12 protein-coding genes are annotated in these 23,256 nt (G+C 44.6%); 10 read left to right on the top strand and 2 right to left on the bottom strand.

Annotation, left to right across the window (positions count from 1 at the left end; translation table 11 throughout):
- The first annotated feature begins 23 nt into the window (after window positions 1-23).
- The gene (locus tag KOL94_RS14400) at window positions 24-5,150 is read left to right on the top strand and encodes a GH92 family glycosyl hydrolase (RefSeq protein WP_221567093.1); all 5,127 of its coding nucleotides are present in this window, start codon (window positions 24-26) and stop codon (window positions 5,148-5,150) included.
- 153 nt (window positions 5,151-5,303) lie between these two features.
- Here the strand turns inward: KOL94_RS14400 and KOL94_RS14395 are convergent, their stop codons facing one another.
- Window positions 5,304-6,635 carry a helix-turn-helix domain-containing protein gene (locus KOL94_RS14395; protein ID WP_221567092.1) on the bottom strand — a complete coding sequence of 444 codons (1,332 nt, stop codon included), beginning with the start codon at window positions 6,633-6,635 and terminating at the stop codon, window positions 5,304-5,306.
- A gap of 222 nt (window positions 6,636-6,857) precedes the next feature.
- Between KOL94_RS14395 and KOL94_RS14390 the strand changes: the two genes are divergently transcribed.
- Genes KOL94_RS14390 through KOL94_RS14380 form a run of 3 tightly spaced genes read left to right on the top strand, consistent with a single transcriptional unit; the run spans window position 6,858 to window position 11,142 of the window.
- The gene (locus tag KOL94_RS14390; protein ID WP_221567091.1) at window positions 6,858-8,291 is read left to right on the top strand and encodes a M20 family metallopeptidase; all 1,434 of its coding nucleotides are present in this window, start codon (window positions 6,858-6,860) and stop codon (window positions 8,289-8,291) included.
- A 31-nt stretch (window positions 8,292-8,322) separates the two neighbouring features.
- Window positions 8,323-9,843, top strand: a complete 1,521-nt coding sequence (locus KOL94_RS14385) for an AbgT family transporter (protein WP_311775146.1) — start codon at window positions 8,323-8,325, stop codon at window positions 9,841-9,843.
- Window positions 9,844-9,867: 24 nt separating this feature from the next.
- Window positions 9,868-11,142, top strand: coding sequence for a M20 family metallo-hydrolase (locus KOL94_RS14380; RefSeq protein WP_221567090.1), 1,275 nt, complete (start codon window positions 9,868-9,870; stop codon window positions 11,140-11,142).
- On the opposite strand, the gene KOL94_RS14375 is transcribed toward KOL94_RS14380, so the two are convergent.
- Entirely contained in the window at window positions 11,126-11,371 is a 246-nt protein-coding gene (locus tag KOL94_RS14375) for a hypothetical protein (protein WP_221567089.1), read from the bottom strand. The two genes, KOL94_RS14380 and KOL94_RS14375, sit on opposite strands and share 17 nt — an antisense overlap.
- Before the next feature lie 519 nt (window positions 11,372-11,890).
- Between KOL94_RS14375 and KOL94_RS14370 the strand changes: the two genes are divergently transcribed.
- The 6 genes from KOL94_RS14370 (at window position 11,891) to KOL94_RS14345 (ending at window position 23,241) form a co-directional block, all read left to right on the top strand.
- Window positions 11,891-12,886: a sugar-binding protein gene (locus KOL94_RS14370; protein ID WP_221567088.1), complete on the top strand. Its 996-nt coding sequence runs from the start codon at window positions 11,891-11,893 to the stop codon at window positions 12,884-12,886.
- Window positions 12,883-14,346 (top strand): sensor histidine kinase, encoded by a 1,464-nt coding sequence (locus KOL94_RS14365; RefSeq protein ID WP_221567087.1) that lies wholly within the window; start codon window positions 12,883-12,885, stop codon window positions 14,344-14,346. The genes KOL94_RS14370 and KOL94_RS14365 overlap by 4 nt, the downstream gene beginning before the upstream one ends.
- A complete protein-coding gene (locus tag KOL94_RS14360; protein ID WP_221567086.1) occupies window positions 14,324-15,892 on the top strand; it encodes a response regulator transcription factor in 1,569 nt (522 codons plus the stop codon). Before KOL94_RS14365 ends, KOL94_RS14360 begins: the two co-directional genes overlap by 23 nt.
- A 379-nt stretch (window positions 15,893-16,271) precedes the next feature.
- Window positions 16,272-16,622: a VOC family protein gene (locus KOL94_RS14355; RefSeq protein ID WP_221567085.1), complete on the top strand. Its 351-nt coding sequence runs from the start codon at window positions 16,272-16,274 to the stop codon at window positions 16,620-16,622.
- Window positions 16,623-17,238: 616 nt separating this feature from the next.
- Window positions 17,239-21,678 carry a glycoside hydrolase family 2 TIM barrel-domain containing protein gene (locus tag KOL94_RS14350; protein WP_260412457.1) on the top strand — a complete coding sequence of 1,480 codons (4,440 nt, stop codon included), beginning with the start codon at window positions 17,239-17,241 and terminating at the stop codon, window positions 21,676-21,678.
- A 282-nt stretch (window positions 21,679-21,960) separates the two neighbouring features.
- A complete protein-coding gene (locus KOL94_RS14345; protein WP_221567083.1) occupies window positions 21,961-23,241 on the top strand; it encodes an ABC transporter substrate-binding protein in 1,281 nt (426 codons plus the stop codon).
- The last annotated feature ends 15 nt before the right edge of the window (window positions 23,242-23,256 follow it).

Genomic DNA, 23,256 nt, shown 5'->3' with positions numbered 1-23,256 from the left:
CGAAATCTTTCTGGGAGGTTAAGATGAGGAAAAAATCTTTTTCGAATTTCTTTTCAGTCTTATTATGTTTCAGCTTGCTGATCCCGATGTTTTCATTTTCCAGCGGGCAGGACGCTTCAGCTGAGGAAGACACCGGGGCAGATTTCTTCACCTCTTTTGAAGAAGGCGAACCTCAATTGACTTGGGAAAATACGGTCGAAATCGATCCTTCCGGGGATGAAAAGTCCTCTGGAGTGAGTGGGTACGTCCCTTATGACACGATTCAGGGGGATATCACGGACCAGGTAGAGGAAGTTACAGCTAGTGCGAGCAATCCTCCGAATGAAATTGCAGCCAACTTGATCGACAGAAGCGATCAAACGAAATGGCTTGCCTTCGAACCGACTGCCTGGCTTCAGTTCAAGTTCCCTGAACCGGTCAATCTCGTGAAGTATGCCTTCACATCAGCAAATGATGCACAGGGCAGGGACCCGAAGAATTGGAAGCTTTATGGCTCCAATGACGGCGAAGATTGGACAGAAATCGACAGCCGGTCCAACGAAAGTTTTGAAAATCGTTTTGAGCGCAAAATCTATGAATTCGAGAATGAAAACAGCTATACCTATTACAAATTCGATATCACGGAAAATGCTGGGGACGGGCTCACACAATTGGCGGAAATCGCTTTGTCAAACGGGATCGATGCGCCTCCACCAGAAACCTCTGACCATATGACGACGGAACTGGGAGAGGGACCAGCGAACAGTTACACTGGAAAAACGAATGTCGGCTGGACAGGTAAGAAGGCATTGACGTATGAAGGAAAGCATGAAGCGGATGGCCGAGCTTATTCCTACAATAAAATCGTCGATGTCAACATCAAGGTGGAACCGGAAACCGTCCTTTCCTATATGATCCACCCGCAATTCGCTGATAAGGATCATCTCGATTATTCGAGTACGTATGTAACAGTAGATCTTGCATTCACAGATGGTACCTATCTGAGCGATTTCGATGCCCGCGACCAGCATGGCGTAAAATTGAACCCGCAGGCACAGGGGGAATCAAAAACCCTTTATTCGAATCAATGGAACGTCAAGCGTGCTTCCATAGGTGAGGTGGCAGAAGGGAAAACGATCGACCGGATCCTTGTAGCCTATGATAAAGGTGAAGGACCCGGGGTGTTCAAAGGATCGATCGACGATATCAAAATCGATGACAATCCTGATCAAGAAACCTATGAAAGTCCTGTGGATTATGTCAATATCTTGCGCGGGACCAATTCCAATTCGACTTTTTCAAGAGGGAACAATTTTCCTGCTGTTGCGGTGCCCCATGGTTTCAACTTCTGGGCTCCGGTGACGAATGCAGGTACGACGAGCTGGTTGTATAGTTACCAGCAGTCGAACAACAGCGACAATCTGCCGGAAATCCAGGCGTTTTCACTGAGCCATGAAACAAGCCCTTGGATGGGGGACCGTCAGACGTTCCAGGTGATGCCTTCAACCGCGGAGGAGCCATCAGCTGATCGTAAAGAGCGGGCACTCGCGTTCAAGCATGAGAATGAAATCGCGAAACCGCATTATTATGACGTCACGTTTGAAAATGGCATCAAGACGGAGATGACACCGACTAATCGTGCGGCGATGTTCCGATTCACATTTACAGGTGATACATCAAACTTGATCTTCGACAATGTGAACAATAATGGCGGTCTTTCGCTTAACCCGGACAACCAGAGCGTCTCTGGTTTTACAGACGTTCGAAGCGGTCTGTCTGCAGGGGCGACAAGGATGTTCGTCTATGCAGAGTTTGATCAACCTGTCGTCGAAAGCGGCAAATTGACGGGCGAGGGAAGAGACAATGTGTCAGGTTTCTTCCGTTTTGATACATCCGATGACGATAAAACCGTGACGATGAAAATCGCGACGTCATTGCTGAGTGTCGACCAGGCCAAAAAGAACCTGGCACAGGATATTAAAGAAGACGACCAATTTGACGATTTGAAAAAACGTGCCGGAGAACTTTGGAATGACAAACTGGGCATCATCGAAGTAGAAGGCGCAAGTGAAGAGGAGCTTGTAACCCTCTATTCCAACATGTATCGCCTTTTCTTATATCCGAATATCGGGTATGAAAACACAGGGACAGAGGATGCTCCGGAATACAAATATGCCAGTCCTTTTTCAAGTGCGACCGGGGAAAACACACCTACAGAAACAGGAGCAAAGATTGTAGAAGGAAAACCGTACATCAACAATGGTTTCTGGGATACGTATCGGACCTCCTGGCCTGCATACACCCTGTTCACCCCGGCACAAGCAGGGGAAATGATCGATGGGTTCGTCCAGCAATATAAAGATGGCGGCTGGATCTCGAGATGGTCTTCTCCTGGTTATGCCAACTTGATGGTCGGGACGAGCTCCGATGTTGCCTTTGCAGATGCGTATTTGAAAGGTGTCCGAAATTTTGATGTCGACGCATTCTATGATTCCGCATTGAAAAACGCGGCCGTCTATAGTGAAGATGCGAGTGTCGGCCGGAAAGGGTTAGCAACCTCCATATTCGATGGGTACACGAGTAACACGACAGGTGAAGGCATGTCGTGGGCGATGGATGGGTATATCAATGATTACGCCATCGCCAATATGGCAAAAGCACTTTCTGAAAAGGATCCGTCCAATGAACAGTTGAAGACGGATTACGAATACTATATCAACCGAGCGAAAAATTACGTGAACATGTTTAATCCGGATGTCGAATTCTTCATGGGGAAAGAGCCAACTGGTGAATGGCTATCGACCCCTGAGGACTATGATCCTGAGGAATGGGGCGGCGATTATACGGAAACGAACGCCTGGAACATGGCATTCCATGTCCCTCAGGATGGACAAGGGCTCGCCAATCTCTATGGCGGCAGAGATGGATTGGCTGATAAACTTGATCAGTTCTTCTCCACTCCAGAAACAGCGCTGCATCCTGGCCATTACGGCGGTGTCATCCATGAAATGCGTGAGGCAAGGGATGTAAGGATGGGCATGTACGGACACAGCAACCAGCCATCCCATCACATTCCGTATATGTACAATTACGTTAGCCAACCGTGGAAGACACAGGAAAAGGTACGTGAAGTCCTGTCACGTCTTTACCTTGGCAGTGAAATCGGACAGGGGTATCCAGGCGATGAGGATAACGGCGAAATGTCTGCGTGGTACCTCTTTAGTGCTGCTGGATTCTATCCTCTCCAAATGGGGCTTCCGGAGTATGCGATCGGTGCACCTTACTTTGAGAAAATGACGATTCATCTTGAAAACGGGAAAGACATCGTTATCCGAGCACCGGAAGTGAGCGATAAGAACAACTATGTGCAAAGCCTGAAAGTGAATGGGAAGGCATATGAAAAGCTCTCCATTTCTCATGACATGCTTGCGGAAGGGGCGACATTGGACTTTGAAATGGGACCAGAACCGTCTAAATGGGGAACAGGGAAGAAAGCTCTTCTAGATTCATTGACGGACCTTTCTACTGATGGTTCAACTATTCTCCCTGATCCAATGGAAGATCTGACGGATAAGGCGGAAGGAACGTCCATTCATAGTGATGAAGGTGTTGCGAAAACTTTATTCGACAACTCCTCTCGAACCAGTTTGACTTTCGAGAGCCAGCGCCCATGGATCCAATATCATTTTAAGGATCAGTCTGAAAAAGCGCTTATGTACACGCTTACGTCGGGTGATGACAAAAAGCAGGATCCGAAAAACTGGGTTCTGATTGGATCGAAGGATGGAAACGACTGGACCATCCTTGATGAAAGGACGGATGAGGACTTCAAATGGCGGAAGTTCACCAAACCATTTGAAATCGAGAATCCTGGTAAGTATGCATATTATCGCTTGATCATAAAGGATAACCAGGGAGCTTCTTCTACTTCATTGGCGGAGATCGAACTTCTCGGGTTTGACGATATAAACAAAACATTCAAGGAATTCGAGGGAATCTATCAATCTTTCGTTGAAGATGGCAAGATTGATGGCACGTTGAAAAAGCAGCTTGATGAAAAATTGAAGCAGATTGGAAAACATCTTGAAAAAGAACACTTCGATCAGGCAGCGAAGCATTCAGAAGACTTCTTGAAGTTGATGAACAAGAAAAAACCGGGCCACATTGCAGAGGACGCCAAAGAACAGTTGAACGCAGATGGTAATGCATGGATCGAATGCATCACTCGATTCGGTAAAAGCGGACAACCGGGAGATTGGTCTTATGATGGGGAAGTGCAACAAGTACCGGTCTTCGAACTATCGAACCTTGTAACTGGTCAGGTTGATCCTGGGGAAGATGCCACCATCTCAGCTGAGGTCTCCAATATCGGTTCGATGGAAGGCGAAAAAGAACTCGATTTTTCTTTTGACGGTGAACTTGCCGAATCGAAATCGATTAAATTAAAAGCAGGAGAAAGTGAAACGGTGTCCTTTACGGTTCAAGATGTGGAGCTCGGCATCCATGAGGTGAAGCTGAATGATTTGACTGGGACGCTGAAGGCATTGTACCGTGATGAGCCTGTATTGGCCTTGAAGTTTGATGAAGAGAATGATGGTACAGTAAAAGATCACTCGCCATATGGACATGACGGTGAACTGTCTGGAAATACCGCCTTTGTAGATGGAAAGTTCGGCAAAGCCGTCGAACTGGATGGCGGGTGGATCGAAGTTCCGTCCAATGAGCTGTTGGATGGCGGGGATGAACTGACGATCGGCTTGTGGGTCAATCTTGAAGATCCTGAGTCCGATCAAAAAATCATCGGTAAGACGAACATCGGCGATGGGTATGTGCTTGGGGTCAATAAAGGCCTTTACCCGGAACTCTGGGCTGAGAATGGACGCTATTCATTCAATCAAGGCGAAATTCCAGCTGGGGAGTGGGCACATTTAGCGATGACCTGGAAAAAGGATGGCCGGATCATCGGCTATGTGAATGGAAAAGAGATCGCCAATGTACCAGCGGGAACAGCCTCGATCAAGCCGAATGACAACCCATTGATCATCGGCGGCGCCCCTTGGAACCCTTCGGGACTTCAGATGAAAGGCATAGTCGATGAAGTGAATGTATATAAGGAAGCCTTGACCGCCGAACAGATCGACAAACTATATAACGAAAATACAATTAAATAGATTGATAGGTTTTAGGCTGCCACAGCAGAATGTTGCTGTGGCAGTTTTGTATTATCAAATCATAGGCTAGCCAAGGTTTTTTTGTTACTTCATATTAAAGTTTTGCTTATTTCCATTGTCGATCCGATCTAATATCACTATATCGACCTAAATCTAATCCGTCATTCCGATATACAACATTATTCTATATATCTTCTTTGGTCTTCCTCGTAGTTTTTGCTGCTTTTTATATATAACCTCGGCTTTACCGGCTTCCTCCAATTTATTCAAAATCCGATTCGTGCTGCGTGTCGAAACACCTAAATAAGCAGCTAAATCATCCGCGGAAAATTCATTCGTGTTGCTTTTTTGCATTGTTGCTAGTATTTTTTTGATTTTTAGAGAAGCTACACCTGTTTGCTGACTCAACTTCTCGATTTCAGGATCCAAGTTGTGTGAAACGGTTAAACAATTGCTCTCTCCCAAAGGACCGATAATTTGTTCATCCTCCGTAATGATGAATGAAGCTTGTTCTTCACGGGCTTCTGACAACTGGCTGGCAAGCAATGCGTTCGTCCTGGCAACATCAATCGTATTTCCGATGCCCCAGCCAATGTTGAATGAAAACGGTAGTTCTTGTTTTAGGAATTCGTAAAGTGAACAGCTGGTGAAATTATTAGTGACTCCCTTCAAATCCCCATATGATGTAATGATATCGAAGTGATTCAGGTTTTTTTGAATGATGAAGGAATACTCACCGTTTTCAATGTATTCCAGCAGTGCTTTGTTCATTTTGATCCGTTGTAATTCCAAGTGATTATTGTTGGGTGACTCTTCCGTTTTTCTAATCGAAATATTCCCCATTACTATCTGACTGTCTGACAGCCGAATCATATTGATCTCTTTAATGAGTTGATGGAACTTTTCAAGCATGGACTCCGCTGAGGGGAACATAACGATGTGGTTGATACCGTAGTCAGCCAGCTTTTCCGTCAGGCCGGAGGTCCTGGTGAAAGACAGGTCTATTTTTCCTGAATCCCACAACGTTTGATGCCTTTCGAACATTTCTTCATAAATCGTATCCGATTTGTAATCTTCGAGTGATTCACCAAAATGATAAGGAAATTGTTGTTCATTCAGGAAATCGTTCAATCCTAGGTAGTGATTTTCCTTAAAAATGAAATCAATCAACGTTCTAGAAAAATCAAACTGACTTTCTTGAACCATCACTTTACAGATCGTTTTATAAAAATCCTTTTGGCCCACATCGAAATAAACCGTAGGGACAGGAAAGGTTCCACATTCTTTTTCAATTAAAACATAAGGTAATTGGCCACTAAAAATCATCCCGTCAAAAAAAAGATGGTTTTTCAAATAAAGAGGTTTGATTTCAGAGGGATGAGCGTAACTCATATAAAAAAGCTCGCATTGATCGTTTACGAAGGGTTCGATTTTTTTTATCCATTTCAACGATTGTTTTGTAGCTATGACACCGATTCTATACATAGCCGATATCTCCTTTCATGCACCACACTAATTATATTAACAAATAAAGGGAAAATAAAATATTCCGAAAACTGTTGCAATTCCAACAACTACTATATTAGACTTATTTACGACATGTCAAAAAGGTGACCAAAAAGTCGACTAAATAGTTAAAGGCTTATAGGTGAATTAAAGTAAAAATTTATTGAATATTCTGTATTATTCTGCTTAAGGAGGAGTACAATGGCTAGCAACTTTACAAAAACATATCTAGCAGAAAACAAAGAACTTTTCGAGAGAATCAGTAAATACGTATACTATCATCCGGAAACTAGATTTGAAGAATATTACTCCGCTAAGTTCTTAGCCTCAGAGTGTGAAAAAGCAGGATTTCAGGTTGAACGAAATGCGGGAAACATTGAGACTGCCTTCATCGCATCTTATGGTAGTGGATCTCCTGTAATCGGATTCCTTGGAGAATTCGATGCACTGTCCGGCTTAGGGCAGGAGCCTAACAAAACATCCTATGAGCCGACAGAGAAAAATGTCGGTCACGGATGCGGGCACAACCTACTGGGAACTGGCGCCTTTGCGGCAGCATACGCCACCAAAAAATTCTTAGAAGAAAACGATCTCCCAGGTACCGTCAAGTTTTTTGGATGTCCTGGTGAAGAGGGAGGATCCGGAAAGACATTCATGGTCCGGGAAGGTGTTTTTGATGGAGTGGACGTGGCACTGACCTGGCATCCATCCCCGGTAAACAGCATCATGAGCCTTTCCAGTCTAGCAAACTATCAAGTTTATTTCAGATTTAAGGGATTATCCTCCCATGCAGCAAACTCGCCACACCTCGGGCGAAGTGCACTGGATGCGGTCGAGCTTATGAATGTAGGAGTCAACTATCTTCGGGAGCATATCATACCAGAAGCACGGATGCACTATGCAATTACCAATACTGGAGGTATTTCCCCGAACGTTATTCAGTCAGAGGCAGATGTACTTTATTTAATCCGATCACCAAAGATCAAGCAGGTTGATGAAATTTATAAACGGGTTTGTAAAATAGCTGAAGGTGCCGCACTGATGACAGAAACAGAACTGGCAATAGAGTTCGACAAAGCATGTTCCAACTATATTCCAAACCGCAGTTTAGAAAAGATTTTGTATGAAAACCTGCTAGAGACTGGTATCGAAAAACCGAGCGAGGATGAAATCACTTTTGCTGAAAAACTTTGGTATACCCTATCAGAAGGTGAAAAGGACAGTTATTTGGATATTTTGAAAGGGTTTGGTTACAAAGGGGACGGAAGTGAATTTGAAGGAAAATTCCTCGCTGATACCCTCTCGCCATATGAACCGACGAATGAGATTCTTCCGGGATCAACTGATGTATCCGATGTAAGCTGGGTAGTTCCGACAGCCCAATTGACCGCATCGACTTCAGCATTGGGAACACCATTGCACACTTGGCAAATGACGACACAAGGCATCAGCAGCTATGCACATAAAGGTATGTTGCGGGCGGCAGAAGCAATGGCGCTTACTGCAGTTAGAGTGCTGACCAACAAGGAAGACCTGGAATCTGTTAAACAGGAATTCAATGCATTCAGAGAACAAAATCCATACTCATGTCCAATTCCAGAGGATGTCAAGCCTTCCAATTTAACGCAAAGCTGATATTTAATAATCGAAAAGTGAGGGGAGAAGAGTGGAAAATATAAAGAACAAAAAGGGGATTGCACAGAAATTCCTTAACGGGATTGAAATAGCCGGTAACAAACTTCCAGATCCGTTTATTTTGTTTGCTGCGTTGGCTATCCTCGTCATTATTGTTTCGGCCATCTTCAATATGTTTGGTGCGACAGTCATACACCCTGCTACTGGGGAAGAGCTGCAGGTTAAAAGTCTAGCATCTGGAGAGGGTCTTCAGTTCATCTTGACGTCAATGCTCGACAACTTTACCGGATTTGCACCGCTAGGACTGGTACTGTCAATGATGCTTGGTATCGGGCTTGCAGAAAAAGTTGGAATGCTCGATTATGCAATCAAGAAAACGATTTTGAAATCGCCGCCAGCGTTAATCACGTACACCGTCATTTTTGTTGGTATCATGGGTAACATTGCATCTGATGCAGCGATGGTTCTAGTGCCGCCGTTGGCAGCGATGGTATTTTACAAAGTTGGCCGTAATCCGATCGCTGGTTTGACAGCGGGTTACGCAGCAGCTGGTGCTGGTTTTACGGCAAACCTTTTGATTGCAGGTACAGATGCGTTGCTTGCAGGTATTTCGACGGAAGCAGCCCAAATCATCAATGAGGATATTGTCGTTACCCCTGTCGATAACTGGTACTTCAATATTGTTTCTGTGTTTGTTCTTACCGTTGTTGGTGGCCTTGTTACAAACAAATTCATCGAACCGCGGCTTGGCGAATATAAGGGTGAAGAGGTCGAGGAAGCTGTAGCGGAAGACCCTCTAAAAGCAGGTAAGGCTTTACGAAATGCAGTGATTGCAGGGGGAGTATATTGGGCCATTATCCTGGTGACGATCTTTTTACCAGATAGTCCTTTGCGTAATGAGGAGGGCGGCATCATCCCATCCCCATTCCTTGATGGTATTGTGCCTATCATTCTCTTCTTCTTTATCACAATCGGTGTTACGTACGGTATTACCGTTGGAAACATCAAGACAAGTAAAGATGTTGGGAAATTTATGGCTGAGTCGATGAAAGATATGTCAAGTTACATTGTTCTGATCTTTGCGATTGCTCAATTTATCGCATACTTCAGCTGGTCTAATATTGCAACATGGGTCGCAGTAAATGGTGCTGAAGTTCTGAAAGATATTGAATTTACGGGTATCGGACTGATCATAGGTTACATTATTTTTACGGCATTATTGAATTTCCTTATCACTTCAGGGTCTGCGAAGTGGGCGCTTGAAGCACCTGTGTTCGTACCGATGTTCATGCAGCTTGGCTATCACCCTGCATTTACGCAAGTGGCATACCGGGTTGCGGATTCATCGACCAATATCGTCACACCTTTGATGCCGTACATGGTCATCGCTTTATCATTCATGCAGAAGTATGATAAGAAAGCGGGTATCGGAACATTCATTTCGTTAATGCTCCCTTACTCTGTATGTTTCTTGTTGACATGGATCGTACTGATATTGATTTTCTTCTTCTTAGGAATTCCGTTTGGTCCAGGGATCGATCCATTCTTATAATAGGATACTAGGAGTGAATAGATGATGAGTGATTTGGAAAAAAAGTTGATCGAATGGCGTCGTGATTTTCACCGTCATCCGGAAACAGGTTTTCTGGAAATGCGTACAGCTTCCATTGTGGCGTCCATTCTTGACAAGCTGGGATTTCAGCTCGAAATGGGAAAACAAGTCATGTCCCCTGAGTATTGTATGGGTAAGCCGGATCACGAAGAGACGAAAGCACATTACCAATGGGCACTCGAAAATGGGGCGAATAAAGATTATATTGAACCCTTTTCAGAAGGCTATACAGGAATTGTCGCTACAATGGATACAAAAAAAGAAGGACCGACGATCGCCTTCCGAATCGATATGGATGCACTGGATATCCATGAATCGGAAGCAAACAGCCACTTCCCGAAAAAGGAAGGGTTCAGGTCGACGGTTCCAAACAAAATGCATGCCTGTGCACATGATGGACATACAACAATCGGGCTTGGTCTTGCAACGTTGATCTCCGAAAACAAATCGAGCTTAAAGGGTAAAATCAAATTGATTTTTCAGCCTGCCGAGGAGGGCACTCGCGGTGCACGGTCAATGGTCGAAGCTAAAGTTGTCGATGATGTTGATTACTTTATTGCGACTCATCTTGGGACAGGCGTACCTGATGGCCATTTTGTTGCATCGAATAACGGCTTCCTTGCAACCTCGAAGCTTGATGTCACGTTCAAAGGGGTGGCCTCTCATGCGGGCGGAAAGCCTGAAGAGGGAAGAAATGCCCTACTGGCGGCTGCCTCAGCAGCATTGAACATTTATGCCGTTCCCCGCCATTCAGAAGGCTCGACACGAATCAATGTTGGTGAATTGCATGCTGGTTCCGGACGTAATATCATTGCTGACAAGGCTTCTCTCAAGGTTGAGACACGGGGGGAAAACTCCGAAATCAACCAATTCGTGAAAAACCAGGTGGAAGCAATTATCGCGGGATCTGCTCAAATGTATCAGGTAGATTACGAGATCAAGACTGTAGGTGAAGGAGTAAGCACCCGGGGTTCTAAAGAATTGGCAGAGGTATTGTGTGCATGTGCAGAAGAGTCCCCTGCTATTGAGGCAAGCATGGTCGAAGATAATACACCGGCCGGTTCCGAGGATGCAACCTTTTTTATGGAACGGGTTAAACAGAATGGCGGGCAAGCAACCTACTGTATCTTCGGAACGGAACTTCCTGCGGGTCATCATAATGAGAAGTTTGATATTAACGAAGAGACATTGCTGTCTGCAGTCAACCTGCTGTTTGATTCAATCAGAAAACTAGGTTGAATTCAGGGTGAAAGAGAATCTCTATCTGGTAGAGGTTCTTAGGATACGATGAGCCACTTGAAGTAGATGTTTTCTTCAAGTGGCTTTTCGATCTATCTTCTATTTTTCTTCTCATATGAGTCATTTGTTCGGAAACATCTGCTGCAGCTATTTTAGTGACTTGATCAAAGATGAGGTGCTCTGCTGATTGATGTGTGAGGTGGATCAGTAATACTGACGAAGCAATCATGGAGGTATCTTCTATCGATGAACGAGACCCGCTATGCATTTCCTCTACGCTCAGTACGTAACCTTGATGAGGGAACGTCGTAAAGATGGCTAATGAAGTTCTTGAAAAGATACGGAAAGCAAATCATAAGAAAATCACTGCCAAAGAACAAAGACAGCTTAGGAACATAGGAACCTATTGCTGTAATTCGAGCTATTATTTAAGCTTAAACATTCATCCTAAATGAAATTATTTACCTCCTATTTTCACACTTACTATTATGACTTGGTGCTGATTTTTGATTAAAAATACCCAATTAACATAAATACCAAGAGGTTTTCCTACTTAAATATTATTGTCAGTTAGTTTAAGTGAATTTCTTCACAATCTCACAATATATTGCATCATATATAGCTATTATCATCTTGATGGCATTTTCCATGACGATTCGACATAACGGGAGCTGTAACCAAGTCATTTTCTGTATTTTTAGATAATTTATGCTAAACTAGTAGAAACAACAATTGGGTGGAATGCACAATGGGTAGAACGATCGTCGGTGTTTTCATAGTCCTTTTTGTAACCGCTTTCTCTTTCTTCGTCTATTTTTCTATCAAGTCCTTCAGTATCGAGTCGACCCAGGCTCAAGAACCGTACACGAAACCAAACTATCATCTCGTATTGGTGCCAGAGGAAATCAACAATGATTATTGGAAACTAGTTGAAAAGGGAGCACGTTCAGCAGCAGAGAAACTAGGTGTGACGCTTGAGTATGCTGGTCCAAAGCAGGCAAATCTGGAAGAACATATGACGACCATTGAAATGGCCGCGGCGGCAAAAGTCGATGGCATCATGACGCAGGGATTGAGTGAAGAGCAATTCACGCCGTTGATCAATAACACCATCCAAAAAGGGGTTCCTGTAATCACCGTTGATACGGATGCACCGAAGAGCGACCGGATCGCTTACATAGGGACGGATAATTATTACGCTGGGCTGCTAGCTGGTAAAGCCTTATTGGCCGATACGGAAGGGGAAGTGAACGTCGCCATCATTACCGGGAGATTTGATGCGACCCATCAAAAACTGCGGGTCCAGGGATTTAAAGATGCGATAAAGGAACAGGAAAGAGTGAAAGTGACCACGATTGAAGATTCCCATATCACACGGATCCAGGCAGCAGAAAAAACGTATAAAATCCTGCAGGAATATCCGGATGTAACGGCCTTTTACGGGACGAGCGCACTTGATGCGATCGGAATTTCGCAAGTCCTGGAGCAGATGGGGAAGACGGACGATGTGTATGTCATCGGCTTCGATATCTTGCCTGAGACGATCGAGCTGCTACAGTCAGGAAAGATTGAGGCGACCGTGATCCAAAAACCATATGAAATGGGATATAAATCAGTGGAGACGATGGTTCAAATTTTAGAGGGGAAGACCATCGATGAAATCAACCATACTGAAACGAAAGTAATCCATCGGGAGGATCTACCGTTACAGGAAAATGAAATACTCGAGGTCATTGAAAAATGATCCGGATCAGAACGAAGATTATGATATTCGTCACCGTTCTCGTCCTTTTAGTGAATGGGGTGACGTTCTACCTTTACCATAGCAGCCAGCAGACGATCGATCAGTACCATGACAGCTTCGAACGGTTCATCATCCTGAATCAGATCTCGAAGCAGACGACCGAGGTCTACGAATCGATCAACGCGTACGTCATCGAAAAGTCCCCTCGCTATTTGGATGACTATCATAGGTTGCGAGATCAATTGGTTGTTGAAAAAGAGAAATTGATCGGCAAGGTAGAAAATAATGAAAACTATCCGACTGTCACGAACTACTACAACATGATCGAGAGTTTTTTGGAAGAGTGTGAACAGACAATCGAGGCGTTTCAAAAGGAAGATTTAAACCAGTATTCATTTCATTTGAACGAGGCTTCCAAAGTATCACGTTTTATCCAGGAAATGACCTTAAGCCTTCTGAACAGTGAATTGACAAGCTACCGTACTTTTTATCACGCGATGGAACAGAAAAATCTCTACCTCCAGGCGATGGGAATCTCCTTGTTCGTCACGACGATCTGTCTGAGCCTGTTGACTGCCCTATGGTTCTCCAGGGGTATCACAAGACCGATCAGCCTGCTGTCTATCTCTGCCAGGAAAATATCGAAAGGCGATTTTTCAGGTGATGATGTGGAAGTACGGACGAATGATGAGATGAAACTGTTGGCAGGAACATTCAACCGGATGAGAAGGAACATCCGCGAGTTGATCAAGGAAATCAAGGATCAGTCAGAGCTTGATCGGTTGCTGAAGGAGATGGAATTGAAAAGTCTGCAGAGCCAGATCAATCCACACTTCCTCTTCAACACCTTGAACACGATTTCAAGAATGGCCTATCTTGAAGGCTCAGATAAAACAAGTGATCTGATCAGCTCTGTTTCAGCATTGCTACGATACAATCTGGGCAATCTTGATAAGCCGACAACCTTACGTGACGAAGTCCGGATCGTAAAAGAATACTTTTTCATCCAGCAGACACGGTTTGGGGATCGGGTCACATTCAAAACAGACATCGATGATACATGTCTGGATATTGAAATCCCAATATTGACCCTTCAGCCTATTGTGGAAAATGCGTTCATCCATGGTATTGAATCGTACGAGAGTGATGCAGAAATCAGGCTTGGGGTGTACGAGGAAAATGGGCAAGTGATGATTGAAATCCAGGATAATGGTATAGGGATGGAGGAGTGTGTGAAAGATCGATTGCTAAATAAAGAAGGGAATTCAAACTTCCAATCACAGGGCCACTCGACGGGGATTGGCATGAAAAACGTAATCCAAAGATTGGAGCTGTTTTACAAGAATAAGAGCGAAATCCAGATTGAATCAGCGGTCAATCAAGGGACGAGGGTCAGAATTGCAATACCATCTACTGTGGAAAAAAGGGGAGACCACTATGTTGCGTATTATGGTAGTTGATGATGAGCGGATTGAACGGGAAGCGCTGAAAATGATGATCGGTAGAGAGATGGAAGGGGCTGAGGTCGTTGCCGAGGCAGGGAACGGACGGCAGGCGATCGAGATAGCCAAAGCGGAGCACCCCGACCTTATTCTAATGGATATAAAAATGCCAGGAATCGATGGTGTCGAGGCAGTGACTGAAATCAAAAAAGAGCTGCCGGATATCCGGATTATCATGGTTTCCGCGTTCGATACGTTTGAGTACGCCAAAAAAGTGATGCAGCAGGGTGTCAAGGAATATTTGCTGAAACCGAGTAAAAAAGAGGAGGTCATCGAAGCTATCTGTCGCGTTCAAGGGGAGATTGATCAAGAACGCAAAGAATTGCAAGACAAACAACAGCTCGAGCGAAAGTTCAATAAAGCGTTGGATTTCATGCAATCCGAATGGTCCGTTTCCTTGCTCGTCGATCATGTTCAGGAATTGGATTTGAACGAATGGGGGCAGCTTTTGGACATCAATTTCAAATGTGGATTTGCCATCGTGGTAGAGAAGAACGGCCAAGAAGTTGATCGGAGGGCATGGGTGGATTGGCTGAAGGAGCATGTCAACCGGCATTGCTCTGATTCGACCCTTTTAAGCCCGAATCATGAAGAGAAACTTCCCGTCTTTTTTCTGACGGATAAAATCGATGGAGAAGATAAGAACGGATTCAAAACGTACATCCTACCGTTCATAAGGAATTTGATCCACCAATGTGAACGGATCTTCCACTTCAAGCCGCGTGTCGGGATCGGATTACCCTACCGGTCCGTCCATCAGCTCAGCAAATCCTACTATGAAGCCTTACATGTATTGGAGAGTATCCATTCGGATGAACATGTGACCTACAGGTTTTCATCTGATGAAAGTAATACAGAGAATGGGGCTACAGTAGCCTTCCAGAAGGAAAAGGATCTGTTGGAAAGCATCAAGAATGGAGACGTGACAAATGCCCTTCAAAAGTTTGAGTTCTATCTGAATGAATTGTCCAATGATGCTGCGAGTGATTTGAACCATTCGGTGTCATCATTGAATGAGTTTTTCATCATTGCAACCCGGATGATCAACGACTTAGGAATTCCTATGGATCGTTTCATACCGTATAACCAGATCTCCTCCTATCAACAGCTTGAGGAGAAGAGTACACGTTTATTAAGGGAGATTGTTGAAAAAGTACAAACATGGCGGATGGTTCAGGCGAAAGGAAAATTAGAAAGTGCAAAGGAGTACATTGAAAAGCACTATTATGAACCGTTGACGCTTGAAATGGTAGCGTCCCATGTCGAATTAAGTCCATACTATCTAAGCAAACTGTTTAAAGAGAAAAAAGGGATCACGTTCATTGATTTCATGACTCATATACGGATCGAAAAGGCGAAGGAGTATATGCTGGAGCCGGAAATCAGCGTAAAAGAAGTATGTTTCAAAGTCGGTTATAAAGACCCCAATTACTTCAGCAGGGTGTTCAAAAAAAATGTTGGTCAAAGCCCGAAGCAATACCGGACCGTTCTACAGCCATTGTGAAAAAATTCTTGCCGGACACCAGAGCCCTTATTTTCTCAAAGACAGCATGTTTTTCAAAAATAGAGGACACCAGAGCTCTTATTTGCATAAAAACCCAGTTGTGGAACCTTTCAAAACTAGAATAACGGAACAGATGTCCTCTAATTATTCCAAATCGCACTTTTTGTCACAGATAACGGAACAGATGTCCACTAATCTTAATGGCGATTCTCCAAGGGAACCCCTTGCAATGTGAAGAGATCCGGGCATTTTAGGGCCTCTTTCTTGCCTAGGAGTCGCGCCAACATTTTCAAAAAATCCTACACTAAGATCTTCTGCAAACGGGTCATATTGTGGAGTATGAAAAAAATAAACTTCAAATTCTTTGGAGGTGGTAAAAGTGAAGGTCAAGCGAATTGTTGCCAATATTGAGACGCAGGACATTTCCAAAGCAAAGCACTTCTACGAGGAAATACTGGGACTTGATCAATTAATGGATCTTGGATTTATTGCAACATACGGTTCACATGAGAAAATGGCCACTCAAATCAGTTTCCTTTCAGAGGGAGGATCCGACACACCAGTACCTGATTTGTCAATTGAAGTAGATGATCTCGACGTTGCGCTCACTCGCATAAAAGCAGCTGAAGTTCCTATTGAGTATGGACCAACTAAGGAACCATGGGGGGTTCGGCGTTTTTACGTTAGGGATCCGTTTGGGAAACTTATCAATATTTTAACTCATCTATAAATGAATCCGTCTATAGATATATTTTAACATCTAAACAAACAGGCGCGATTGTGAAATAATAACGCCTAATTTCTCGCTTTCTCCATTGAGGAATTAGGCTTTTTTATATTTGGTCTCCTTAGCAGCGTAGGATTTGTTGGTGAGACCCCCCCTATAAGAAAGTCTAAAAATTTGGGTTGCAGTAAAGACTTGTCTAGCTTCCACCGCCTAACACTTGGATCATTTCAGTACTCCTGCGGCGGGGACACATTGATTTAAATCGAAGCGTTTACCCATGCAGAACCGAACTTTGTTTGGCTTGAGCTACCCCGTCGGACTTCCAGTGAGCTTCGTGGTTCACAAGGACGTTTTCCTTTTCTTATGTCGAACGGGCTATTAGACTATTGTTCTAGTGGATTATATGATCATTTGGACACAGGATCATTTTCCTGTTTTTAGTAAATGCGGAATTAGAAAGAGGAAATCTAGGAACTTATCGAAAAATAGACATTTAAGACGAATCAGGTCTGTATACTTTATTAATTAATTTAATAAAGTAATAGAGGTTCGTTCAAGTCTAAACTACTTTTAAAAGGAGGATTTAACCTTGAGAATGTTAAGGAGGTATTTTATCTTGATGTTGTCGTTTTTGCTGATTTTCAGTGGATTGAATGTTCAAGCACTGGCAGAGGCGGGGGAAGAGGATCCCGAATGGAATAACAATCCTGAAACCTTTCAGGTGAACAGGGAGCCGGCTCATGCCACGTTGATGCCCTACAAGGATGAGAAATCCGCTCTGAAAGGAGACCGGACGAAATCGACCCATTACAAATCATTGAACGGGAAGTGGCGTTTCCATTGGGCGAAGAATCCGGATGAACGGCCAGTCGATTTTTTTAAAGAGGATTATGATGTGTCTAAGTGGGATAAGATTGAAGTCCCGAGCAATTGGCAGCTTGAAGGCTACGATTACCCGATTTATACAAACATCACATATCCTTGGACAGGTTATGAACAACCAGAACCTCCTAAAGCACCGACTATCTATAATCCAGTCGGTTCATACAAAAGAACGTTTACGGTCCCTGGAAATTGGAAGGGTGAGAAAGTCTATATCTCGTTCCAGGGTGTCGAATCCGCCTTTTACGTGTGGGTGAACGGCGAGAAGGTAGGTTACAGCGAGGATAGCTATACCCCTGCTGAGTTCGACATCACCGATTACTTGAAAAAAGGGAAAAACACGATCGCCGTAGAGGTCTACAGGTGGTCTGATGGCAGCTGGCTAGAGGATCAGGATTTCGTTCGATTGAGTGGGATTTTCCGTGATGTCTATCTCTATTCGACACCACAGGTCCATATGCGTGATTTCGCGGTGACGACGGATCTTGATGAAGCCTATGAAGATGCCACCTTGAATACGGAAGTGATCGTAACGAATAACGGTAATCAGACGGATGAGCCGTATACGATCGAAGGAACCTTATATGATGCTGATCAGAAAAAGGTGAGTGAAAGCCCAGTCGAAATGCAGGTTGATTTCAATGGGAAAAATGAAGTGACTCTCGACAAGGACCAGCTTTTCAAAAATCCATTGAAGTGGTCTGCGGAACATCCGAATTTATACACCCTTGTCCTGGCACTGAAAGATAAAGACGGGAAAATTGTTGAAACGATGAGCTCAAAGGTCGGTTTCCGTGAATTCGAACTGAAGGACGGGCAGATGCTCATCAATGGGAAGCCGATTACATTGAAAGGCGTGAACCGCCACGAAACAGATCCGGATCGTGGAAGGGCGGTCACTGAAGAGTCGATGATCGAAGATATCAAGCTGATGAAAAAGTTCAATATCAATGCGGTCCGTACTTCCCATTATCCAAACCAGCCGAGATGGTATGAACTGGCGGACGAATACGGCCTCTATCTCATTGATGAAACCAATCTCGAGTCGCACGGTGCAAGAGGTAAACTTCCAGCGAGCGATCCTCAGTGGCTGCCTGCATCGATGGACCGGGTAAAAAGCATGGTGGAACGGGACAAAAACCATCCTTCGATCCTGTTCTGGTCATTAGGAAATGAAGCAGGAAGCGGAAACACGTTCAAGGAGATGGCGGATTGGGTTCATGAAAAAGACCCGACTAGGCTAGTCCACTATGAAGGAGACAACCGCTGGACAGATGTGGAAAGCCACATGTATCCGAGTGTAGAAGGTGTTGAAAACTGGGCTCAGACCCATCCGGAACGCCCGTATATCCTTTGTGAATACGCTCATGCGATGGGGAACAGTGTCGGGAATTTGTATCAGTACTGGGATGTCATCGATAAGTACGATAACTTGCAGGGCGGATTCATCTGGGACTGGGTCGACCAGGGATTGAGATGGCCGACACCTACGAAAAAATTGGTGTTTGATGAAAGCAGCACTGAACTAAGCGGCGAATTATTCGGAGATGTTGTCGAAGGGCATAGCGGTGATGCAATCGATGGCTATGTGACGCTGCCGGATGAAAGCGCTTTAGACATCACCGGCAAAGCTTTGACCTTGGAAGCATGGGTGAAACCTGAGTCGACCAACGGACACAGCCCATTCATCGCAAAAGGGGATACCCAATATGCGATCAAACAGAATGGCGAGCAGCTCGAATTTTTCGTGTATGATCAGAACAATTCATGGGTGACAGTGGAAGCGGCGGTCCCTGAAGACTGGAACGGCAACTGGCACCATGTCGCAGGTGTTTATGACGGACAATCCCTGCAGCTTTATGCGGATGATGAATTGCTTGCAGAAAAGGAATTCACCGGTGAGATCAAGAGCAATGCCTATCCGGTCAATATTGGACGGAATGCAGAAAAAGGACGGACGACGAATGCGGTGATCGACCAGGTCCGCATCTATGACCAGGCTCTAACGCTGGATGAGCTGAAGGATAAAAACCGTACTCCAGGTGAAGACACTGTCCTTTGGATGGATTTTGACAATATGAAGGAAGAGCAGTATGAGCAAAAAGAATATTTCGCCTATGGCGGGGATTGGGGAGACAATCCGAATGATGGAAACTTCCTTGATAACGGCCTCGTTTTCCCTGACCGGGAAGTTCAGCCTGAGCTTTGGGAAGTGAAGAAAGTCTATCAAAATATCGAAATGGAAGATGTCGATCTAGTAAACGGAAAAATGTCTATCAAAAATGAACATCTATTCACGAACATCAACGCTTTTGATGCCAAATGGGAATTGAAAGCGGACGATAAGGTGATTGATAGTGGGAAACTTTCAAACCTGGATATCAAGCCAGAAGAAGAGAAAACAGTGGACGTTCCATTTAAGCAACCGGAACTTGAAGAGGGTGTCGAGTACTGGTTGAATGTCAGCTTCAGTCTTCCGAAAGCGACTTCATGGGCACCGAAAGGGCATGAGGTGGCAACCGAGCAGTTCAAAGTACCATTCGATGTACGTGAACGAGAAGCAGAAGACATCTCTGACATGGATGACATTAAGGTAGACGAAAGTGATGAAAGTGTCAATGTAACAGGCACGGATTTTGAAGTGACCTTCGATAAAAAAGAAGGAACGATTTCAAACTTTTCGTTTAAAGATACGGAGCTGTTGAAGTCAGGACCAGAGCCGGACTTCTGGAGAGCACCGAATGATAATGACAGAGGAAACGGTATGCCATCGAGAACGGGGACATGGCGCGATGCCGGAAGCGACCGTGAAATTACGGATGTTTCTGTTGAGAAATTAGGTACGAAAGCAGTGCGGATCGATGTGAATGCCGTGTTACCGACCACAGATGAATCAGATTATATAGCTTCCTACATCGTTTATGGATCCGGAGAGGTCGTCGTGAAAAATACGTTGATGCCGGGTAGCGGCTTGCCTGAAATCCCTGCATTGGGAATGGAGCTTACGTTGCCTGAAGAATTCGAAGCGATGACATGGTATGGAAGAGGACCACATGAAAATTACTGGGATCGTAAAACGGGTGCGGATGTCGGCCTGTATGAAAGCACAGTTGACGATCAATTCATCCCATACCTCGAACCACAGGAAACCGGCAATAAGTCAGATGTCCGCTGGGTGACCTTCACGAACAAGGAGGGAGTCGGTCTGATGGCTACAGGTGATCCGTTGGTTGAAGTAGGCGCCCTCCATTATACGGAGGAAGACTTGGAGACAGCGAGCCACCCATATAAGCTTGAAAGAAGGGATGACATCACAGTCAGCCTCGATTACAGGCAGATGGGCGTCGGCGGGGATAACAGCTGGGGTGCAAGGCCACATCCTGAATTCACGCTGTATCCGAATAAGCCATACTCCTACAGCTATCGTCTGAACCCGATTTCTAAAAAGGACTCCCCGATGGACTTGAGCAAACGGGTGATCACCGATGATTTGGTTAAAGGCATCGACATCAGTGGGAAACCTTTAGAGGATTTCAATGCTGAGATTACAGAATATGAACTGGATTACCTGGAGGGTACGATTTCTGAAGTCCCGGAAGTCCAAGTCACGCCGGTCAATGAAAATGTCGAGATCGAAATCGATGAGGCGGAAGACCTGCCGGGTGTAACGACGATTACGGCAAGTTCTGCGGATGGACTGCTGGAGAAGACCTACACGATCAATTTCAACCTCGTGCCGCATCTGTATTTGAGTGATACTGATTGGGAAAGTGCCGTGGCTGGATGGGGATCGGTGAACAAGGATAAATCAGTAGACGGGAACCCGATCACTTTGAAGGCGGAAGATGGTAAACAGATCTTTGAAAAAGGGATCGGCACCCATGCCCATTCGGAAATCGTCTATGATATCGAAGGGAAAGGATATAAGTTTTTCGAATCGATGGTCGGCGTCGATCAGGAAATGAAGGGCAGGACCTGGGGCACCGTCACTTTCGAGGTTTACCTGGACGGAGAAAAGGCTTATGACAGCGGTTTGATGAAAATCGATACGCCTGCCAAACCGGTAAAAGTCGATCTTGAAGGTGCAAAAGAGCTGAAACTGGTCGTTACAGACTCAGGTGATAACAACTATGAGGATCATGCCGACTGGGCAGACGCCAAATACACCACTGACTGATAGGGAGAAGGACTGACTGATTAGGGTCAGTCCTTTTTCTGTGCCAGTGCTTTTTGTGAGAATGTCGCAATACTTGCTGATTTTGTCGCGATAATTCCCGATTGTGTCGTGATTGTTCCTCGGCAATCCTGCCGCCGGGAGCCCTGAAATATCACCGATGACAAAATAATGAAGATGATAGCAAGATAGTGCAGGGATTTCCTGCTCTCCCTCTCTGGATAAGGTGGTAAGCTTGAATTGTTAGCGTTTACATTTTAATTCAATTAAGGGGGAACTGTTGGAATGAAAGCGAAAAAACTGAAATTCATATTCTTATTGCTTGTCCTTGCGATGGTTTTAGCAGCATGTAATTCAGATTCCAGTTCAGAAGATGGAAACAGCGACAAGGATGCTAAACTTGATATCTTCAGCTGGTGGACTGGAGCCGGTGAAGAAGATGGCTTGAACGCGTTAATCGACCTTTTCAAAGAGAAACATCCTGATGTAGAAGTGGAAAATGCAGCGGTAGCAGGTGGAGCTGGTACAAATGCAAAAGCAGTGCTTGCGAGCCGTATGCAAGGGGATGATCCTCCAGCAACTTTCCAGGTCCATGGGGGAGCAGAACTGAATGAAGGTTGGGTAGCTGCTGGAAAAATGGAACCGCTGAATGACCTTTATGAAGAAGAGGGCTGGGACGATAAGTTTCCTCAGGATTTGATCGATATGGTAAGTAAAGATGGAAATATCTACTCTGTTCCAGTAAATATCCACCGTGGAAATGTCCTCTGGTATAACACGAAAGTTTTTGAGGAAAATGGCATCGAGGTTCCGACGACATTCGATGAATGGTTTGCAGCTGCTGACAAGTTGAAAGAAGCAGGTGTGACACCACTAGCGCTTGGTGACAAAGAACCGTGGACAGCTACACAGGTTTTTGAAACGACTTTATTAGGTACGCTGGGAACAGAAGATTATAACAAATTATTCACTGGTGAGCTTTCTTTTACAGATGCAAAAGTTAAAGAAGCTGCGGAAACATTCAAAAAGATGCTTTCTTATATCAACGAGGACCATAGCTCACGTAACTGGCAGGATGCCTCCCAATTGGTTGCAGAAGGTGAAGCAGCAATGAATGTAATGGGTGACTGGGCAAAAGGCTACTTCGTCAACGACTTGAACCTAAAAGTGAAAGAAGACTTCGGATGGACTGAAACACCAGAAACAGACGGTGAATTCATGGTCATCACGGATACATTCGGACTTCCAAAAGGCGTTTCGAATCCTGATGATGTGAAAAAATTCTTGTCTGTACTCGGTTCTGTTGAAGGTCAGGATGTTTTCAATCCGTTGAAAGGATCGATTCCTGCCCGTACGGATGCGGATGTATCCAAGTATGATGCATACGGACAAGAAACAATCGAAGAATTCAATCAAGCTTCTCTAGTACCAAGTCTTGCTCACGGATCTGCTGCTCCTGAAGGTTTCTTGACCAAAGTGAACCAAGCCGTAAACATTTTTGTTACACAACAAGATGTTGATCAGTTCATTGATTCGCTTGATCAAGCTTCAAGTGAATTGAAGTAACAGTGAAATGGAAGG

Origin of the sequence: Alkalihalobacillus sp. TS-13, from assembly GCF_019720915.1 — a bacterium.
In the GTDB taxonomy this organism is placed as follows: Bacteria; Bacillota; Bacilli; order Bacillales; family Fictibacillaceae; genus Pseudalkalibacillus.
This window is presented reverse-complemented; position numbering and strand designations above follow the sequence as displayed.